Origin of the sequence: Brevibacterium sp. SMBL_HHYL_HB1 (assembly GCF_018208375.1) — a bacterium.
GTDB classification, from domain to species: Bacteria; Actinomycetota; Actinomycetes; order Actinomycetales; family Brevibacteriaceae; genus Brevibacterium; species Brevibacterium intestinavium.
In genome coordinates, this window is the sequence record NZ_CP062936.1 from 456223 (window position 1) to 472104 (window position 15882).

The 15882-nt window shown below is 67.1% G+C and carries 15 protein-coding genes and 1 pseudogene; 10 read left to right on the top strand and 6 right to left on the bottom strand.

Annotation, left to right across the window (positions count from 1 at the left end; translation table 11 throughout):
- Positions 1 to 107 precede the first annotated feature (107 nt).
- From groES to IG171_RS02170, 4 genes are all read left to right on the top strand, one after another.
- Positions 108 to 401: a co-chaperone GroES gene (groES, locus tag IG171_RS02155; RefSeq protein WP_212129555.1), complete on the top strand. Its 294-nt coding sequence runs from the start codon at positions 108 to 110 to the stop codon at positions 399 to 401.
- 36 nt (positions 402 to 437) lie between these two features.
- Positions 438 to 2030 carry a chaperonin GroEL gene (gene groL / locus IG171_RS02160; protein WP_212129556.1) on the top strand — a complete coding sequence of 531 codons (1593 nt, stop codon included), beginning with the start codon at positions 438 to 440 and terminating at the stop codon, positions 2028 to 2030.
- A 355-nt stretch (positions 2031 to 2385) separates the two neighbouring features.
- The gene (locus tag IG171_RS02165; protein ID WP_212129557.1) at positions 2386 to 3165 is read left to right on the top strand and encodes an ABC transporter ATP-binding protein; all 780 of its coding nucleotides are present in this window, start codon (positions 2386 to 2388) and stop codon (positions 3163 to 3165) included.
- Positions 3162 to 4583, top strand: coding sequence for an FtsX-like permease family protein (locus IG171_RS02170; RefSeq protein WP_212129558.1), 1422 nt, complete (start codon positions 3162 to 3164; stop codon positions 4581 to 4583). Before IG171_RS02165 ends, IG171_RS02170 begins: the two co-directional genes overlap by 4 nt.
- Positions 4584 to 4613: 30 nt before the next feature.
- On the opposite strand, the gene IG171_RS18960 is transcribed toward IG171_RS02170, so the two are convergent.
- Positions 4614 to 4769, bottom strand: a complete 156-nt coding sequence (locus IG171_RS18960; RefSeq protein ID WP_249203979.1) for a hypothetical protein — start codon at positions 4767 to 4769, stop codon at positions 4614 to 4616.
- A gap of 120 nt (positions 4770 to 4889) precedes the next feature.
- The gene (locus tag IG171_RS02180) at positions 4890 to 5960 is read right to left on the bottom strand and encodes a bile acid:sodium symporter family protein (RefSeq protein WP_212129560.1); all 1071 of its coding nucleotides are present in this window, start codon (positions 5958 to 5960) and stop codon (positions 4890 to 4892) included.
- A gap of 76 nt (positions 5961 to 6036) precedes the next feature.
- On the opposite strand from IG171_RS02180, the gene IG171_RS02185 reads away from it, so the two are divergent.
- A complete protein-coding gene (locus IG171_RS02185) occupies positions 6037 to 6939 on the top strand; it encodes a LysR family transcriptional regulator (RefSeq protein ID WP_212129562.1) in 903 nt (300 codons plus the stop codon).
- Between the two features lie 103 nt (positions 6940 to 7042).
- Here IG171_RS02185 and IG171_RS19305 read toward each other — a convergent pair whose 3' ends face one another.
- Together IG171_RS19305 and IG171_RS18970 are read right to left on the bottom strand one after the other, a co-directional pair.
- Positions 7043 to 7477, bottom strand: a complete 435-nt coding sequence (locus IG171_RS19305) for a hypothetical protein (RefSeq protein WP_349252161.1) — start codon at positions 7475 to 7477, stop codon at positions 7043 to 7045.
- A gap of 45 nt (positions 7478 to 7522) precedes the next feature.
- A pseudogene (locus tag IG171_RS18970) lies at positions 7523 to 8563 on the bottom strand (AMP-binding protein); the annotation flags it as partial.
- A 107-nt stretch (positions 8564 to 8670) separates the two neighbouring features.
- Here IG171_RS18970 and IG171_RS02200 point away from each other — a divergent pair.
- Positions 8671 to 9342, top strand: a complete 672-nt coding sequence (locus IG171_RS02200) for a TetR/AcrR family transcriptional regulator (protein WP_212129568.1) — start codon at positions 8671 to 8673, stop codon at positions 9340 to 9342.
- The gene (locus IG171_RS02205; RefSeq protein WP_212129570.1) at positions 9339 to 11018 is read left to right on the top strand and encodes an acyl-CoA dehydrogenase family protein; all 1680 of its coding nucleotides are present in this window, start codon (positions 9339 to 9341) and stop codon (positions 11016 to 11018) included. Before IG171_RS02200 ends, IG171_RS02205 begins: the two co-directional genes overlap by 4 nt.
- Before the next feature lie 148 nt (positions 11019 to 11166).
- On the opposite strand, the gene IG171_RS02210 is transcribed toward IG171_RS02205, so the two are convergent.
- A complete protein-coding gene (locus IG171_RS02210; RefSeq protein ID WP_212129572.1) occupies positions 11167 to 11619 on the bottom strand; it encodes a hypothetical protein in 453 nt (150 codons plus the stop codon).
- A gap of 123 nt (positions 11620 to 11742) precedes the next feature.
- On the opposite strand from IG171_RS02210, the gene IG171_RS02215 reads away from it, so the two are divergent.
- Positions 11743 to 12765, top strand: a complete 1023-nt coding sequence (locus tag IG171_RS02215; RefSeq protein ID WP_212129574.1) for a pseudouridine synthase — start codon at positions 11743 to 11745, stop codon at positions 12763 to 12765.
- A gap of 70 nt (positions 12766 to 12835) precedes the next feature.
- Positions 12836 to 13498: a GntR family transcriptional regulator gene (locus IG171_RS02220; RefSeq protein ID WP_212129576.1), complete on the top strand. Its 663-nt coding sequence runs from the start codon at positions 12836 to 12838 to the stop codon at positions 13496 to 13498.
- Between the two features lie 79 nt (positions 13499 to 13577).
- On the opposite strand, the gene IG171_RS02225 is transcribed toward IG171_RS02220, so the two are convergent.
- A complete protein-coding gene (locus IG171_RS02225) occupies positions 13578 to 13883 on the bottom strand; it encodes a hypothetical protein (RefSeq protein ID WP_212129578.1) in 306 nt (101 codons plus the stop codon).
- A 213-nt stretch (positions 13884 to 14096) separates the two neighbouring features.
- Here IG171_RS02225 and guaB point away from each other — a divergent pair, with 213 nt between their 5' ends.
- A complete protein-coding gene (gene guaB, locus IG171_RS02230; RefSeq protein WP_212129580.1) occupies positions 14097 to 15623 on the top strand; it encodes an IMP dehydrogenase in 1527 nt (508 codons plus the stop codon).
- Positions 15624 to 15882 lie beyond the last annotated feature (259 nt).

Genomic DNA, 15882 nt, shown 5'->3' on the forward strand with positions numbered 1-15882 from the left:
TCATAGGACGGTCGAATCGCTCGGCACCCGCGACGACGAGAGGTTCACGGCAGCAGCCGCCGTCTGACTCAACGAAGAATGAATCCAGCGAAGGGAGAGGGCCCGATATGTCGGTCTCCATCAAGCCACTCGAAGATCGGATTGTCGTCCGTCAGGTCGAAGCAGAGCAGACTACCGCCAGTGGTCTGGTCATTCCCGAAACCGCCAAGGAAAAGCCTCAGGAAGGCGAAGTTGTCGCAGTCGGCCCCGGCCGCGTCGCTGACAACGGAAACCGGGTGCCGGTCGACGTCGCCATCGGCGACAAGGTCATCTACTCGAAGTTCGGAGGCACCGAGGTCAAGTACGCAGGCGAAGAATACCTCGTGCTCTCGGCTCGCGACGTGCTCGCCGTCATCGGCTGAATCCCCTGAACAACCACTTCACTGACAGGAGGACGAATGCCTAAATCTCTGGAATACAACGACGACGCACGTCGGGCACTCGAAAAGGGTGTCAACACTCTCGCCGACACCGTCAAGGTCACGCTGGGACCCAAGGGTCGCAATGTCGTGCTCGACAAGAAGTGGGGCGCCCCCACGATCACGAACGACGGTGTGACCATCGCCCGTGAGGTCGAGGTCGACGACTCGTACGAGAACCTCGGCGTCCAGCTGGCCAAGGAAGTCGCCACCAAGACCAACGACATCGCCGGTGACGGAACCACCACCGCGACCGTTCTGGCCCAGGCCTTCGTCAACGAAGGACTGCGCAACGTCGCCGCCGGTGCCGCACCCGGTCAGCTCAAGCGCGGAATCGAAACCGCCGTCGAGTCCGTGTCCGAACAGCTCGGCACCATCGCCCGCGATGTCGCCGACTCCTCGGAGATCGCTCATGTCGCCGGTCTGTCCGCTCAGTCCGAAGAGATCGGCAAGCTCATCGCCGATGCCTTCGACAAGGTGGGCAAGGACGGCGTCATCACGATCGACGAGTCCCAGGCCGCCTCGGTCGAACTCGAGATCACCGAGGGCATGCAGTTCGACAAGGGCTTCCTCTCGCCCCACTTCGTGACCGATGCCGATCGTCAGGAGGCTGTGCTCTCCGACGCTCTCATCCTCATCAACCAGGGCAAGATCTCCAACATCCAGGAGCTCCTGCCGGTTCTCGAGAAGGTGCAGCAGGCCGGCAAGCCGCTGTTCATCGTCGCCGAGGACATCGAGGGCGAAGCACTGTCGACGCTGGTCGTCAACAAGCTGCGCGGCATCCTCAACGTCGCCGCCGTCAAGGCACCGGGCTTCGGTGACCGTCGCAAGGCCATCCTCGAGGACCTCGCCGTCCTCACCGGCGGCCAGGTCGTCACCCCGGATATGGGCATGAAGCTCGACCAGGTCACCCTGGAAGAGCTCGGCAACGCCCGCACCATCACCGTCACCAAGGACAACACCACCATCATCGATGGTGCCGGGTCCGATGACGCTGTGGCCGGACGTGTCGCCCAGATCCGCTCCGAAATCGAGCACACCGACTCCGACTGGGATCGCGAGAAGCTGCAGGAGCGCTTGGCCAAGCTCTCCGGCGGTGTCGCCGTCATCAAGGTCGGCGCCGCCACCGAGGTGGAGCTCAAGGAGCGCAAGCACCGCGTCGAAGACGCCGTGTCCGCTACTCGTGCCGCCATCGAAGAGGGCATCGTCGCCGGTGGTGGATCTGCTCTGATCCACGCCGCGAAGGTGCTCGGCGGAGACGACCTCGGGCTGACCGGCGATGCGGCCACCGGTGCTGACATCGTCAAGCGCGGAGTCGTCCAGCCGCTGCGCTGGATCGCCGAGAACGCCGGACAGGACGGTTACGTCGTCGTGTCCAAGGTCACCGACCTCGAATCCGGTCAGGGCTACAACGCCGCGACCGGTGAGTACGGCGACCTCATCGGCGCCGGAATCATCGACCCCGTCAAGGTGACCCGCTCGGCGCTGCGCAACGCCGCTTCGATCGCCGCCCTGGTTCTCACCACCGAGACCCTGGTCGTCGAGCAGAAGGAAGAGGAGGACGAGGACTGAGCACTCCGCTCGGCCTGAGTCGCCTCTGAGACACACCAGTGGCCCGGAACATCGCGTTCCGGGCCACTCGTGTATTCACATCGCGCCGCGAGTCTGCCGGGGACTGAGTCGCAGGTCTGCCGAGAGCTCTGTCTACGACAGATGGCTCTGGTTCCACATCGAGCTGTCTGTCGCAGAGCGAGCTCTCGGCAGATGTCAGACGCGGTGCTCGAGCAGGGTGCACCCAGACGCCTCACAACTACTGGCCAGTCATTTCTCATGTTCCCGACCGGGGATCGTCGTTAGTCTGGTCCAGACAGATTGCAGCAACCCTGGCAGCCAGCAGCCCTGGCACCCAGCAACCCTGAGGGATTCAATGACGACCGTCTCGCAGATGCCCATCGCCCGACTCCGCGACGCCTCGAAGATCTTCGACCCCGAAGGGGCGGCCGTGACTGCCCTCAACCGCGTCAGCCTCGACATCGCTCCGGCCAGACTCACTGCCGTGATGGGGCCCTCGGGTTCGGGCAAGTCCACCCTCATGCACGTCCTCGCCGGACTCGACCGTCCCACCTCGGGCAGGGTCCACCTCGGCGAGAAGGAGATCAGCGGCCTGCGCGAGGATGAGCTGTCGGCCCTGCGCAGGCGTCGGATCGGATTCGTCTTCCAGGCCTTCAACCTCGTGCCCACGCTCACGGTCAAGGACAACATCCGACTGCCGTTCGAACTCGACGACCGGCGGCCCAACGCCGACGAACGCGTGTGGATCTCGACCGTGGTCTCCCGCCTGGGCCTCGAGTCGCGGCTGAAGCACCGGCCGGGTGAGCTCTCGGGCGGACAGCAGCAGCGCACCGCCATCGCCCGGGCGCTCGCAACCCGACCCGACATCCTCTTCGCCGACGAACCGACCGGCAACCTCGACGCCCGGTCGGGTCGCGAGGTCATGGCGATCATGTCCGAGGCCGTCCGCGATCTCGGGCAGTCGATCGTGCTCGTCACTCACGATCCGCTCGTCGCCGCCCACGCCGATCGCGTCGTCTTCCTCGCCGACGGCACTCCCGTCACCGAGCTGGATGAGGCGATCAGCGCCGAGGCGATCGCCCAGACCATGCTCGATCTCGATGAGCGCGCCGAGGCGGCCGGGAGCCGCCGATGAGCCCGCTGCGCGAGATCCTGGCCAATCCGCGACAGTTCTTCCCCAGCTTCCTCGTCGTCTTCATCGCCGCCCTCTTCGGCACCGCCATCATGCAGGGCATCGCGATTCTCACCGCATGGCTGTCCTCGGCCCAGATCGTCGCGGAGTCGAACAACGCACAGAATCTGCTCACCGTGGTCGGATTCGTCTTCTTCCTCATCGCCCTCTTCGTCTCCGCCATCGTCATCGCGAACACGTTCTCGATCATCATCGCCGGCCGCAGCCGCCAGCTGGCCCTGCTGAGGCTCATCGGCGCTTCACCGGCACGGCTGCGACGGGCAGCCTCGGCGGAGGGGCTGCTCATCTCCATCCCCAGCGCCGTCCTCGCCTTCGGCGCCTCGACCGCGCTGTCGTGGGTAACGCTGCGCTGCCTCGGCGATCGAATCACCGAGGAGGTCGGGCTCGCCGAGCCGATGATGGCCGTGCCCGCGGCCGCCACCGTCGTCGTGACCTGGATATCCGCCTATCTGGGTGCCCAGCGCATCGCCGGGATCTCCCCGATCGAGGCCACCAACCAGGCCGTCGAGCGCCGACCGGAGGATGCCCGCGCCGCGATGGGAGCGCTGACGGCGGCCCTCATCCTGCTGACGATGGGGCTGACGTTCCTCATCAACGCCGTGATCGGGGCGAACGATAACCGGCTGTCCATCATGGGCGTCCTCCTCGTCGCGCTCGGGGCGGTGCTGACCTTCCTCGGCGTCATCGTCGGCAATCCCTGGATCCTGCCACCGCTGCAGACGGCAGTCGGGTGGCTGCTCGGGCGCACCGCGGTCGGGCGTCTGGCCGCGACGACGATCGCCCGCCATCCCACTCGCAATGCTCGCACCGTCATCGGACTCGTCATCGGCATCACCCTCATCGTCATGTTCGCCACGGCCATGACGACCTTCCGCGACCAGCTGCTCGACTACGCACACTCGTTCGGCGAAGAGGGGTGGGACGGCCTCGAGGACGCAGTGGCCGCGGTCATCGACAAGACGATGCTGTTCTTCCTCGGCATGATCCTCTTCTCAGTGATCATCGCCGTCATCGGGGTCGCGAACGCTCTCATGCTCTCCGTACGACAGCGCACTCAGGAGATCGGACTGCTCATGGCCCTCGGCCAGACCCCGAAGCGGGTCCGACGCATGATCGCGGCCGAAGGGCTGCAGCTGAGTCTGACCGCGTGCGTGGTCGGCGTCCCACTCGGCGTCGCCTACGGCTGGATCGGGGCGCTGACCCTGCTGTCGCCGCTGACGGGCATCTTCGCCCCCAGCGTGCCCTGGTGGGTCATCGCCGTCGTCGTCGGAGGCACTCTGGTCGCGGTCCTGGCCGCCAGCCGCGGACCCGCCCGCGCGGCGACGTCCATCAGCCCCGTCGAAGCGCTCGAAGCCGTGTGAGCGGCGGCATCACCGACCGGGAGTCGTCGCTCAAGTCGTCGCCCGCGCCTGCTCGACGGACCGGCTCAACGGCCGAGCCGACGTCGGCGTCTGCCCGGCCCTGTTCGCAGCGGCGGGCACCGATCCGAAGCTCATCGACACCCGCGCCGAGGTGTGGGAACGGGCGCACACGGGATGTCGCACCATCGTCACCGAATTCCTCGGTGCGATGGCGGCCACCGACAGACAGAGGGAGCAGGAGCTGATCCGCCTCCACACCCTCGTTGACGGATTGGCCACACATCCGGTCCGTCTCCGCGTGCGTCCTCAACGTCGGTGAGCGGATTCGGCGCTGTCGACCGCTGAGTTCCCGCCGGCGTCCGGGGCGGCTCGATTCTCGTCCTCGGTCGTCGAGGCCGCGGACTGTTCCTCCTCCTCGACGGCCAGGCGTGCGTAGTGCTTGGCGATGACGGCGCAGACGAGGAGCTGGATGATGTGGAAGATCATCAGCGGCAGAACGTAGACGCCGACATCCTCGGCGGGGAAGAGGAGGAACGCCATCGGCAGGCCGCTGACCTGACTCTTCTTCGAACCGCAGAACAGGAGCACGATGCGATCGGCCCGATCGAACCTGAACACTCGGCCCAGGCCGATGAAGATGCCGAGCACGAGGGCCAGCAGGACCGAGGACAGGGCGATGACCTTGAGCAGATCCACCGGCGGAACGATCGTCCACAGTCCCTGCGTGACGCCGGTGCTGAATGCGGCATAGACGACGAGCAGGACCGACCCCTGATCGACGATGGACACGAGGATGCGGTGCTTGGCCAGCCAGGAGCCGATGTGCCGGTGCAGCAGCTGACCGGCGATGAAGGGGATGACGAGCTCGCCGATGATCTCGAGGAACGACTGCGGGGTCACCTCGACCCGCGAGCCCAGCAGCGCGGCCGCGAGCAGGGGCGTGACGATCACGCCGAGGACATTCGATACGGACGCCGAACTCACGGCCAGGGCCACATTGCCGCGAGCGACCGACGTGAACGCAATCGAGGACTGCACGGTCGAGGGCAGCAGACAGAGGAAGAGGAAGCCCGTCGCGATGACCGGGCTGATGATGGCCGTCGGCAGAAGCGTGATGAGCAAGCCGATCGCCGGGAAGAGCACGAAGGTGCCGATGAGCACGAGAAGCTGGAACGGCCACCGCCGGAAGCCGGCGAGCGTCTGAGCGGGGGCGAGCTTCGCGCCGTGGAGGAAGAAGAGCAGACAGATCGCGGCGATGGTCAGAGTGTCGAGCGCCTCGGCGGCCCCATCGCGAACGGGAAACAGCGTCGCCACCACCGGGATGAGCACCAGGGCAGCCAGGAACGGGTCGATGCGAAGACGGCGGAAGATACTCATAGGACCAGATTCGCATCGAAACGGCATGCTGATAACGTCATTGAGCTGGATACTGTTATCGGATAATTTGATAAGCATGTCCACCGAGTTGAGCCAGCGCCATCTCCGCACCTTCATCGCGGTCAGTTCCGAGGAGAGCTTCACCCGCGCGGCGAGGCGGCTCGGCGTGAGTCAGTCCGCGGCCAGCAGCCAGATCCGCCAGCTGGAGGCCACGGTGGGAAGGACGCTTCTCAGCCGCGACACCCACAGCGTGGAACTCACCCCGGCGGGCGAGCGGCTGCTCAGCTACGCACAGCAGATCACCGCCATGATGGATGAAGCGATCCTCAGCGCCCGAGACCTCCCGCACCGCGAACGGGTCCGCTTCGGCGTGTCCGAGGACTTCGCCTTCACCCACCTGCCCGACTTCCTCGAGCAGCTGCGTCGGGAGCTTCCGCACCTCGAAGTCGTCCTGTCCGTCGAACTCAGCGCGACTCTGCACCGGCAGCTGCGCGCCGGAGAGCTCGACATCATCCTCGCCATGCGCCCGCGGGCACGCGTCGACTCCGTGTCCTTTGCCTCTCACGAACTCTTCACCGAGGCGCTGGTCTGGGTCGCCCGGCCCGGGTTCGACCTCGACGTCGAGGAGCACATTCCGCTCGTGCTCTACCCGCGTCCCAGCGTCACCCGGGAGGCGGCCCTGGACCTGCTGGAGCGCGAGGGCTCTGCGCATTCGACGGCCGCGACCTCGACGAGCCTGGCGGGACTGCGGGCGGCGGTGCTCGGCGGGTTGGGCATCATGCCGTTCGCGAGCTCGCTCCTGCCCGAAGGGACGGTCATCATCGACGAGCCGCGGCTGCCGACGCTGCCGGAGGTGACCTTCGCCGTCGTGACGAGGAATCCGGCGACTCGTGCGGCCGCGGCCGTCGCTTCAGCCCTCCAGCGTCACAGTCCCGACCTGCGCACCCGACGCCCGGCGGGGACTGCCGGGCGCGACTGACGACGTCGGGCGCGACTGAGGGCTGCCGGGGACGACCGAGGGGTCAGCCTCACCCCGCAGCGGCGACCTCGGCGCGGGGCCGACCCGCACAGTCGGCGGCACCTCATCCCGCAGCGGCGACCTCGGCGCGCAGCTTGTGCTTGAGCAGCTTGCCCGAGGGATTGCGCGGCAGGTCATCGGTGACGATGACCTCGCGGGGCAGCTTGTAGCGGGCGAGCTTGTCGGCCAGGTAGTCCCGCAGCTCCTCGACGCCGAACTGCGAACCGTCGACGGTGGTGATGAACGCGACGACCTGCTCGCCCCACTGGGGATCGGGTTTGGCCACGACGGCGACATCGGCGACGCGCTCATGGGCTATGATGGCCTCCTCGACCTCGAGGGAGTAGACGTTCTCACCGCCGACGATGATGATGTCCTTCGACCGGTCGACGATGAACAGGAAGCCGTCCTCATCGAGTCTGGCGATGTCGCCGGTCCGATACCACTCTCCCTCGAAGGCCGCTGCGGTCGCTTCGGGATTGCCGAGGTACTCGCGCATGCGGGTGTCGCCGGAGAACCAGATCTCACCGGTCTCGCCGGGACCCGCCTCGGTGCCGTCGGCCTTGACCACGCGCATCGCATTGCCGATCATCGCCGTCCGCCCGACCGAACCCGCCTTGCGCAGCTGGTCCTCGGGCCGCAGCAGGCAGCCGGTGGGTCCCATTTCGCTCATGCCGAAGAGATTGTTGAACTGATCGGTCCCATAGGTCTCGATGAGCATCGCCGCCGTGGCACGGTCGATCGGCGAACCGCCGTAGTTCCACCGGCGGATGGTCGAGAAGTCGTAGTCGGAGAAGTCGATGCCCATCTTCTTCGCGGTCATGATCGGGGCGACGTAGGCCACGGTCGGGCCGAAGAAGGTGGTCACGGCCTCCTCGGCGATGATCGTCATCGAATCGACCGGATGATAGGACCGCTGCAGGACGACGGTGCCGCCGGTCTGGATCGTCGGCAGGAGGCAGATGTTGAGCGGGGCCGAATGCCAGATCGGCATGCAGACCAGGTAGCGGTCATCGCTCCGGTAGCCCATATTGAGGTTGATGAGCGTGGCGACCTGCGCGATGCTGCGGTGGGTGTGCACGCAGCCCTTCGGCGCGCTCGTCGTACCCGAGGTGTAGAGGATCTGGGCGACCTGCTCATCGGTGAAGTCGCCGGGCACGGCCTCCGCGGCGGCCTCGAGCCTGGCATCGAAGCTGTCGGTCGCGTCCGACTCGGTCTCGAGCCAGGGGATGTCCGGCGCACCGGCCCGGGCGGTCTCGGCGAGCTCGGCGCTGACGATGCCCAGCCGGGCCCCGGAGTGGTCGATCGTGTACGCGACCTCGGGCGCCTACATCTTGTGGTTGACCGGCACGACGGTGGCCCCGAGGTACCAGGCGCCGAAGGCGGCGAAGACGAAGCCGGGGACGTTGAAGGTCATGATGCCCACGACATCGCCGGGGCCCACCCCGCTGTCCTCGAGCACGCGGGCGGCCTTGAGCGCGCGGCTGCGCAGCTGTGCATAGGTGAAGCGCTCGTCGCCGTAGACCAGCGCCTCCTTCTGCGGATCACGGTGGACTGTCGTATCGAGCATCGTGCCGAGCTTCATTGCTTCTCCTTGTGACGAGTGTCATACTCAATACAATTGAATCACGATTCATTTCTTGAGGGAAGATGCATTTCCGAACGGAGTCCGTCGCCGAGGAGGGGTGAGGAATGGTCTACCGACCGACCGCGCGCACCCGGGCCAATGCCCAGCAGCGACGGACGAGCATCGAAAGCGCCGCACGCCATGTCATCGCCCGAGGCGGGTTCGCCTCCGCCACCGTCGCCGCCGTCGCCCGCGAGGCCGAGTGCAGCGCCGGGCTCATCTACACCTACTATCCGAATCGCGATGAGCTGCTGCGATCCGTGTTCGCCCGCGCCTCCGGCCACGAACTGGCCGTCATCGAGGCGGCCGTTACGCAGGCGGGCAGCGCCGCCGCGATCGCGGAGTCGGTGACCGAGGTCTTCGTCCGCCGCGCCGTGGCCGGTCGCCGTCTGGCCCACGCCCTGCTGTTCGAAGAGGTTCCCGACGCTGTCCAGCTCGAACGCCTCATCCTCCGCCGCGGCTACGTCGCGGCCATCGCCGCCGGACTCGACCGGGTCCGCGGCCGGGCCGGCGACCACGCGCAGACCACCCCCGCCGAGGTGGCCGACGCTCCGTCGCAGACCGCCGGGGGAGCAGGACAGACCGCCCCCGCCGAGGTGGTCGCTCGATTCATCGTCGGCGGCATCGCGGAGAACCTCGTCGACGTCCTCAACCCGAGCGCACCGGCACCGTCCGATATCGAAGCGCTCATCAGCGCCCTGTCCGCCTTCACCCGATCCGCTCTAGGAGAGACATGACCGCCGAACCCGTCACCGCACCGACCGCGCCGCACACCACACATGCGGTGTTCAACCAGGCGCCGCCTCGGCGGGACGTCAACGAATTCACCCTCAACACCGCTCTCAATGAGGCCGTCGACCGCTACGCGCCGCAGGCGCCGCGGGACGAACTCGAACGCCTCGGCGGCCTCGTCGGCAGTGCGGGCTTCATCGATGACGCCCGGCTGGCCAATGAACACGGCCCTCGGCTGCGCACCCACGACGAGTGGGGCAACCGCATCGACGACATCGAATTCCACCCGTCCTACCACCGGATCATCGGCGAAGCACTGCGCAGCGGCGCCCACTCGCATGCCTGGGCGAACCCCGGTCCGGGCGCCAATGTCGAGCGGGCCGCACGGTTCATGCTGCTGTCCCAGATCGAACCCGGCCATGCCTGTCCCGTGTCGATGACCCACGCCGTCGTGCCCTCGCTGCACGCTGACCGGCAGCTCGCGGACTTCTGGCTGCCGAAGGTGACTTCGCACGACTACGACCCGCGACGCATCGACCCGGCCGAGAAGTCCGCCGTGACCTTCGGCATGGCGATGACGGAGAAGCAGGGCGGATCGGACATCCGCGCGAACACCACACGGGCCGTGGCCGCGGGCGATCACTACCTCATCACCGGCCACAAGTGGTTCTGCTCGGCCCCGCAGTCCGACGCCTTCCTCGTCATCGCCCAGCTCGACGAGGGGCCCAGCTGCTTCGTCGTGCCCCGAGTGCTGCCCGGCGGAGAACTCAATACGGTGCGCATCCAACGGCTCAAGGACAAGCTCGGCAACAAGTCCAACGCCTCCTCCGAAGTCGAGTTCGATTCGACCGTCGGCTGGCTGCTCGGCGAGCCCGGCAGGGGAGTGCGCACGATCATCGAGATGGTCTCCCGGACCCGGCTCGACTGCGTGCTCGGAACGGCCGCGGGCATGCGCCAATCCGTCGCCGAGGCGGCCTGGCACGCCCGGTCCCGCGCGGCCTTCGGCACCACGCTCATCGACGCCCCGCTCATGCGCGCAGTGCTCGCCGACCTCCAGCTCGAGGCCGAGGCCGCGACCTATGCCTCACTGCACCTGGCGGCCGCCTACGACGATGAGAGCTCCGATGCCGCGGACTTCCGGCGACTGGCCACGGCGGTCGGCAAGTACTGGATCTGCAAACGCGGTCCCGAACACGCCTATGAGTCCCTCGAATGCCTCGGCGGCAACGGATACACGGAGTCCTTCCCTCTGGCCAGGCGCTACCGCGAACAGCCGGTGATGGCCGTGTGGGAGGGCTCGGGCAACGTCATCGTCCTCGATGTGCTGCGGGCCCTGGCGCGTGAGCCGCGGACTGCGAAGTCGTTCCTCGGCTTCCTCGAGACCGGTCTGGGCCGGCATGCGGACTTCGACTCCGCCTTCGAGTCCCTGGCCCGATCGCTGCAGTCGGCGGTCGAGGACGTCTCCGGAGGCGATCCGAGCGCGCTCGCGGCGCTGCAGTCCCGCGGCCGAGTGCTCGTGGAGAAGATGGCGCTGCTCATGCAGTCGGCGATCCTCTTCGAATCGGCCCCCGCCGAGGTGGCCGCGAGCTTCGCCACGGCCCGCCTGGGCGCCGATCGCGGTCGGGAGTACGGTGCTCTTCCGGCCGGGGTCGAGATCGACTTCCTCGTCGATCGGGCCTGAGAGGCCGAGGCGGGCCTGAGAGGCCGAGGCGGGCCTGAGGGGCCGCGGCAGGCCGGAGGGGCGATGCGGACCCGAGGAGTCGACGCGGGCCCGAGGGGCGATGCTGGCTCGAGGAGCCGATGCCGGCTGCGGTCGTCCGGCCTCGGGCTCAGCTGCGGCGGTGGGCCGACAGGCAGCGACGGCGATCGACGCGCAGGGGCCGGGAGCCGATCCGGCGTCGGCGCAGAGTGCAGTCGGCAGGACCGTCGAAATCGGGTCGGGGAGTGCGGGACACCACCGGCGGGCGACCGTCGGCGCTGTCGGCATCGGCCTCCCACTCCGCGGTCCGACGGGCGGCGAACTCGGAGCCCTCGATGAAGGACTTGAGCTCGTCGACGAGACGCTGTTGCGTGTCGAAGAGGCTCTCCGCGCTGCCCGGATAGTCGAGGAGGACCTCGGCGGCCTCTCCGCAGACGACGACTCGGACGATGAGCCGGCGTGCGTCCTCGGGGTCGCGGATCAACGCGATGGAATCCCATTCGTCGTTGGCGAACAGGCCCAGAACAATCGGAGTGACGACCTTCTCACTGAAAAATGTCTCCGTTGATTCGGTGTGGTCCATGGCCTCCAGCATAGGGGCTGACCGGTCGAGGAGTCGTCTTGGCCGCGCGGATGTCGCGGCTGCTGGCAGGTGCGCGCAGTCGTGCGGAGAATCCTGCCCGTCTCATGGTCGTAGACTGAGGGCATGCCTCGCAGTCCGCTTCCGCCTCGAGAGGGGATCTCGGCCACCGCGCTGCGCGCCCCCGGCGGGAGGGCCACCCACGCGAAGAACCACCTGCCCGTTCCCGACTCGATAGGGGAGTGGCTCGAATCCGAATTCCCCGAGGCGAGTCCGGCCGCGCGCCGCAGCCTGCTGACCGAAGGCGATATGCGCGACGAGGCGGGCCGTGCGGTGGCCTGGGATGATGCGGTCATCCCCGGCGGGTTCTACTTCTTCCATCGTCCGGTCCCGGCCGAGGAGCGGATCCCCTTCGAGGTCGGCATCGTGTTCGAGGACGAGGACCTGCTCGTCGTCGACAAACCCCATTTCCTCGCCAGCACCCCCAACGGCCGGTTCGTTCGCGAATGCGTCGTCACCCGGCTGCGCGTCGACCTCGATCTGCCGGACCTCGTGGCCATCCACCGCCTCGACCGGATCACCGCAGGACTGCTCATCCTCTCGAAGAGACCGGAGACCCGCGGCCGCTATCAACGACTGTTCCAAGACCGACTGGTCACGAAGACCTACCGGGCATTGGCGCCGGCCCCACCGGAAGGACTGGAATTGCCGCTGGTGCGGCAGTCGCGGCTGGTCAAACCCGACGGAGGCCGGCAGGTCCTCGAAGTCGACGGCGAGGCGAACGCGACTAGCCGCATCCGCCTGATCAGGACCATCACCCCACCGGAACGCTCCGCGGTCAGCGCAGGGCCGCCTCGGCGAGGGACCGAGGCGGGAGATCGGCAAGTGCGCGAGGCGGGGGTCGCCGAGTACGAACTCGAACCGATCACGGGCAGGACCCACCAGCTGCGGGTGCACATGAACGCGCTCGGACTGCCCATCCTCGGCGACCCGGTGTATCCGGTCGATCTCGCCCCGGATCCCTACGACTTCAGCTCACCGCTGCAGCTGGTGGCCGCGGAGCTCGCATTCGCGGATCCGCAGACGGGACGCCCGCGCCGATTCACGACACAGCTGAGCCTCGACGCGGCCTCCGTCCCGGTGACCTGAGCCATCGGGCTCGGCCGGACCGGTGCCGCAGTTGACCCCACGTTCGACGCGGACACGGTAACCTGGTGCCATGAGTCCAACTGCCCCCGGATGCACGTCAGAGGCCATCGTCGACCTTGTCCGCACCCGCATCACCAACGGCGAGTACCCGGCCGGGAGCCCAGTCCGCGATGGCGCCCTGGCCAAGGAATTCAACGTCTCGCGCAACACCGCACGCGAATCGCTCAGCCTCCTGCGCCACGCGGGACTGCTGACCCAGGAGCCCAACCGCGGATTCTTCGTGTCGACCTTCGGCATCGAGGAACTCAAGGACTTCTACCGCGCCCGCCGAGTCTTCGAGATCCGCGCCGTCCAGGAATCCCAGGACGCCACCGACGAGGCGATGGCCGCCGTCGAAGCCTCGGTCATCCGTGCCGAGACCGCACCGAAGAATGAGACCTGGGCCGATGCGCAGGAGCATTCGGCCTCCTTCCACCGGGCCATCGTCGGTCTGCTCGGTTCCCCGCTGCTCGACGAGTTCTACCTCAACCTCATGGCCCGGCTGTCGACGACGTTCTCCCGCTCGCCCGAACCCGGCAAGTACCACTCGCACTGGGCCGACCCGCACCGCGAGATCCTCGAGAAGATGAAGTCAGGCGATCGGCAGGGAGCCGAAGGTCTGCTGCGCATCCACCTCGACGATTCGGAAGCCTCGACACTCGACCTCGCGCGCTCGGTCGGGGAGGGCCGCTGAGGGTCTCGGGCGTTCGTTCCGGACCCGTGGGGTCCTGAGCCGACTGCGTGGAGTCCAGCCCGGGGCGGGTTCGGGCCGACTACTGCTCCACGGTGATGCCGTACTGAGCGACCTCATCGGCAAGGCGACGTTTCGCTTCGGCTGCAGCCAACTCCCACACGCGAAGATTCTCGTTCGAGTCCCACCCGGTGGGAGTCGGCGTCGTCCAGCAGCTGGTCTCATGTCGTTCCCAGAAGTCATAGAGCGACCGAAGCTCCAGAGTGAGGTCATCGGACAGATGGAGGTCAGAGGGTTTGAGGCACAGTTCGTCGTGAAGCACGTCGCCCCACAGCGGCCATCGGTGTCCGTGGTCGGGAAACATCCGGATCTGAGCAGTCTTGATCACGAATCCAGGCTACCGGCGCAGATACCGGTGCAGAGGGCCTCGGCTGCTCGACCTCGTAGGATCGGTCGGCGTCGGGCCCGCGCTCAAGGCGTTGCCGGCGCCACCGAACCGTGTAGTCAGTCTCACAGTGCTCGGGATTTGAAACCATAGCCGCTGCCTCTTCGACTCCGATACCATTGACGCACCGTATCTTCGCGTCGAAAGGCTGTTTTCATGGGGAATCCTGAGCAGGAATCACCGGCCGCAAACGATCCGTTCTCCCTCACGGGACTCACGTATGACGATGTCCTCCTCCTGCCAGGCGACACCGATGTCATCCCCTCAGAAGCCTCGACTGCAACTCGCCTGACCAAAGAGATCGAGATCAACATCCCGCTCGTCTCCGCGGCCATGGACACCGTCACCGAATCGCGGATGGCCATCGCCATGGCTCGCATCGGCGGCCTGGGCATCATCCACCGCAACCTCTCGGCCGAGGACCAGGCCGACCAGGTCGACTACGTCAAGCGCTCCGAATCGGGCATGATCAACGACCCGCTGACGATCACCGCGGACAAGACGCTGACCGAACTCGACGAGATCTGCGGCAAGTACCGGATCTCCGGACTGCCCGTCGTCGACGACAACGGCGTCCTCCTCGGCATCGTGACCAACCGCGACCTGCGCTTCGTCACCCGCAGCGAATTCCCCACCCGCACCGTGGCCGAGACGATGACGAAGATGCCGCTGGTCACCGCCCCCGTCGGCGTGTCCGCGGAGAAGGCCTTCGAACTGCTGGCCGAGCACAAGGTCGAGAAGCTGCCCCTGGTCGACGACGACAACGTCATCAAGGGACTCATCACCGTCAAGGACTTCGTCAAGACCGAGGAATACCCCCTGGCCACGAAGGACGACGAAGGCCGCCTGCGCGTGGGTGCGGCCGTCGGCTTCTACGGCGACGCTTATGACCGGGCCGGCATGCTCGCCGAGGCGGGCGCGGACGTCCTCGTCGTCGACACCGCCAACGGCCACGCCCGCGGAGTCACGGACATGATCAAGACGATCAAGTCCGATCCGGCCTTCGCCGGCGTCCAGATCATCGGCGGCAACGTCGCGACGAAGGAAGGCGCTCAGGCACTCATCGACGCCGGCGTCGACGCCGTCAAGGTCGGCGTGGGGCCCGGATCGATCTGCACCACCCGCGTGGTCGCCGGCGTCGGCGTCCCGCAGGTCACCGCGATCCACATGGCCGCGCAGGCCGCCCGCGCCGCAGGTGTCCCGGTCATCGGCGACGGCGGGCTCCAGTACTCCGGTGACATCGGCAAGGCGCTGGTCGCCGGTGCCGACACCGTCATGCTCGGATCGCTGCTGGCCGGCTGCAACGAGTCGCCCGGAGAGCTCATCTTCATCAACGGCAAGCAGTACAAGGCCTACCGAGGCATGGGCTCGCTGGGCGCGATGGCCCCGCGCAAGGGCAGGTCGTACTCGAAGGACCGCTACTTCCAGGCCGATATCGCCACCGACACCGACCTCATCCCCGAGGGCATCGAAGGCCGCGTCGCCTACCGCGGACACCTCAAGCAAGTCGCCCACCAGCTCACCGGCGGTCTGCGGCAGACGATGTTCTACGTCGGCGCGCGCACCATCGACGACCTCAAGGCCAAGGGCAAGTTCGTCCGCCTCACCACCGCGGGGCTGAAGGAAAGCCACCCGCACGACATCCAGATGACCGTCGAGGCCCCGAACTACGTCGTGAAGTGACGCAGAGGGGGCGCGCCTCTGGGCGAGATCCCTGGTTGAGGGCGCGGGTTCCCTCATCGGGCCGCAGTCGCCTGTGGTCTGGGCAATGCCCGAGTGTGTGCAATGCCGCAGTTTCCGCATTTTTGCGGAGGCTGCGGTTTCTGCGTGTCTGGCACGGGGGTCGGCGGCGGAGAATAGGTCGCTATCGGATACTTTCCGGCAGCAGAAGCATCCGATCGCGACCTCTGTTTGGGCGGGAGAAGCCGGCGGCGCAACGAGC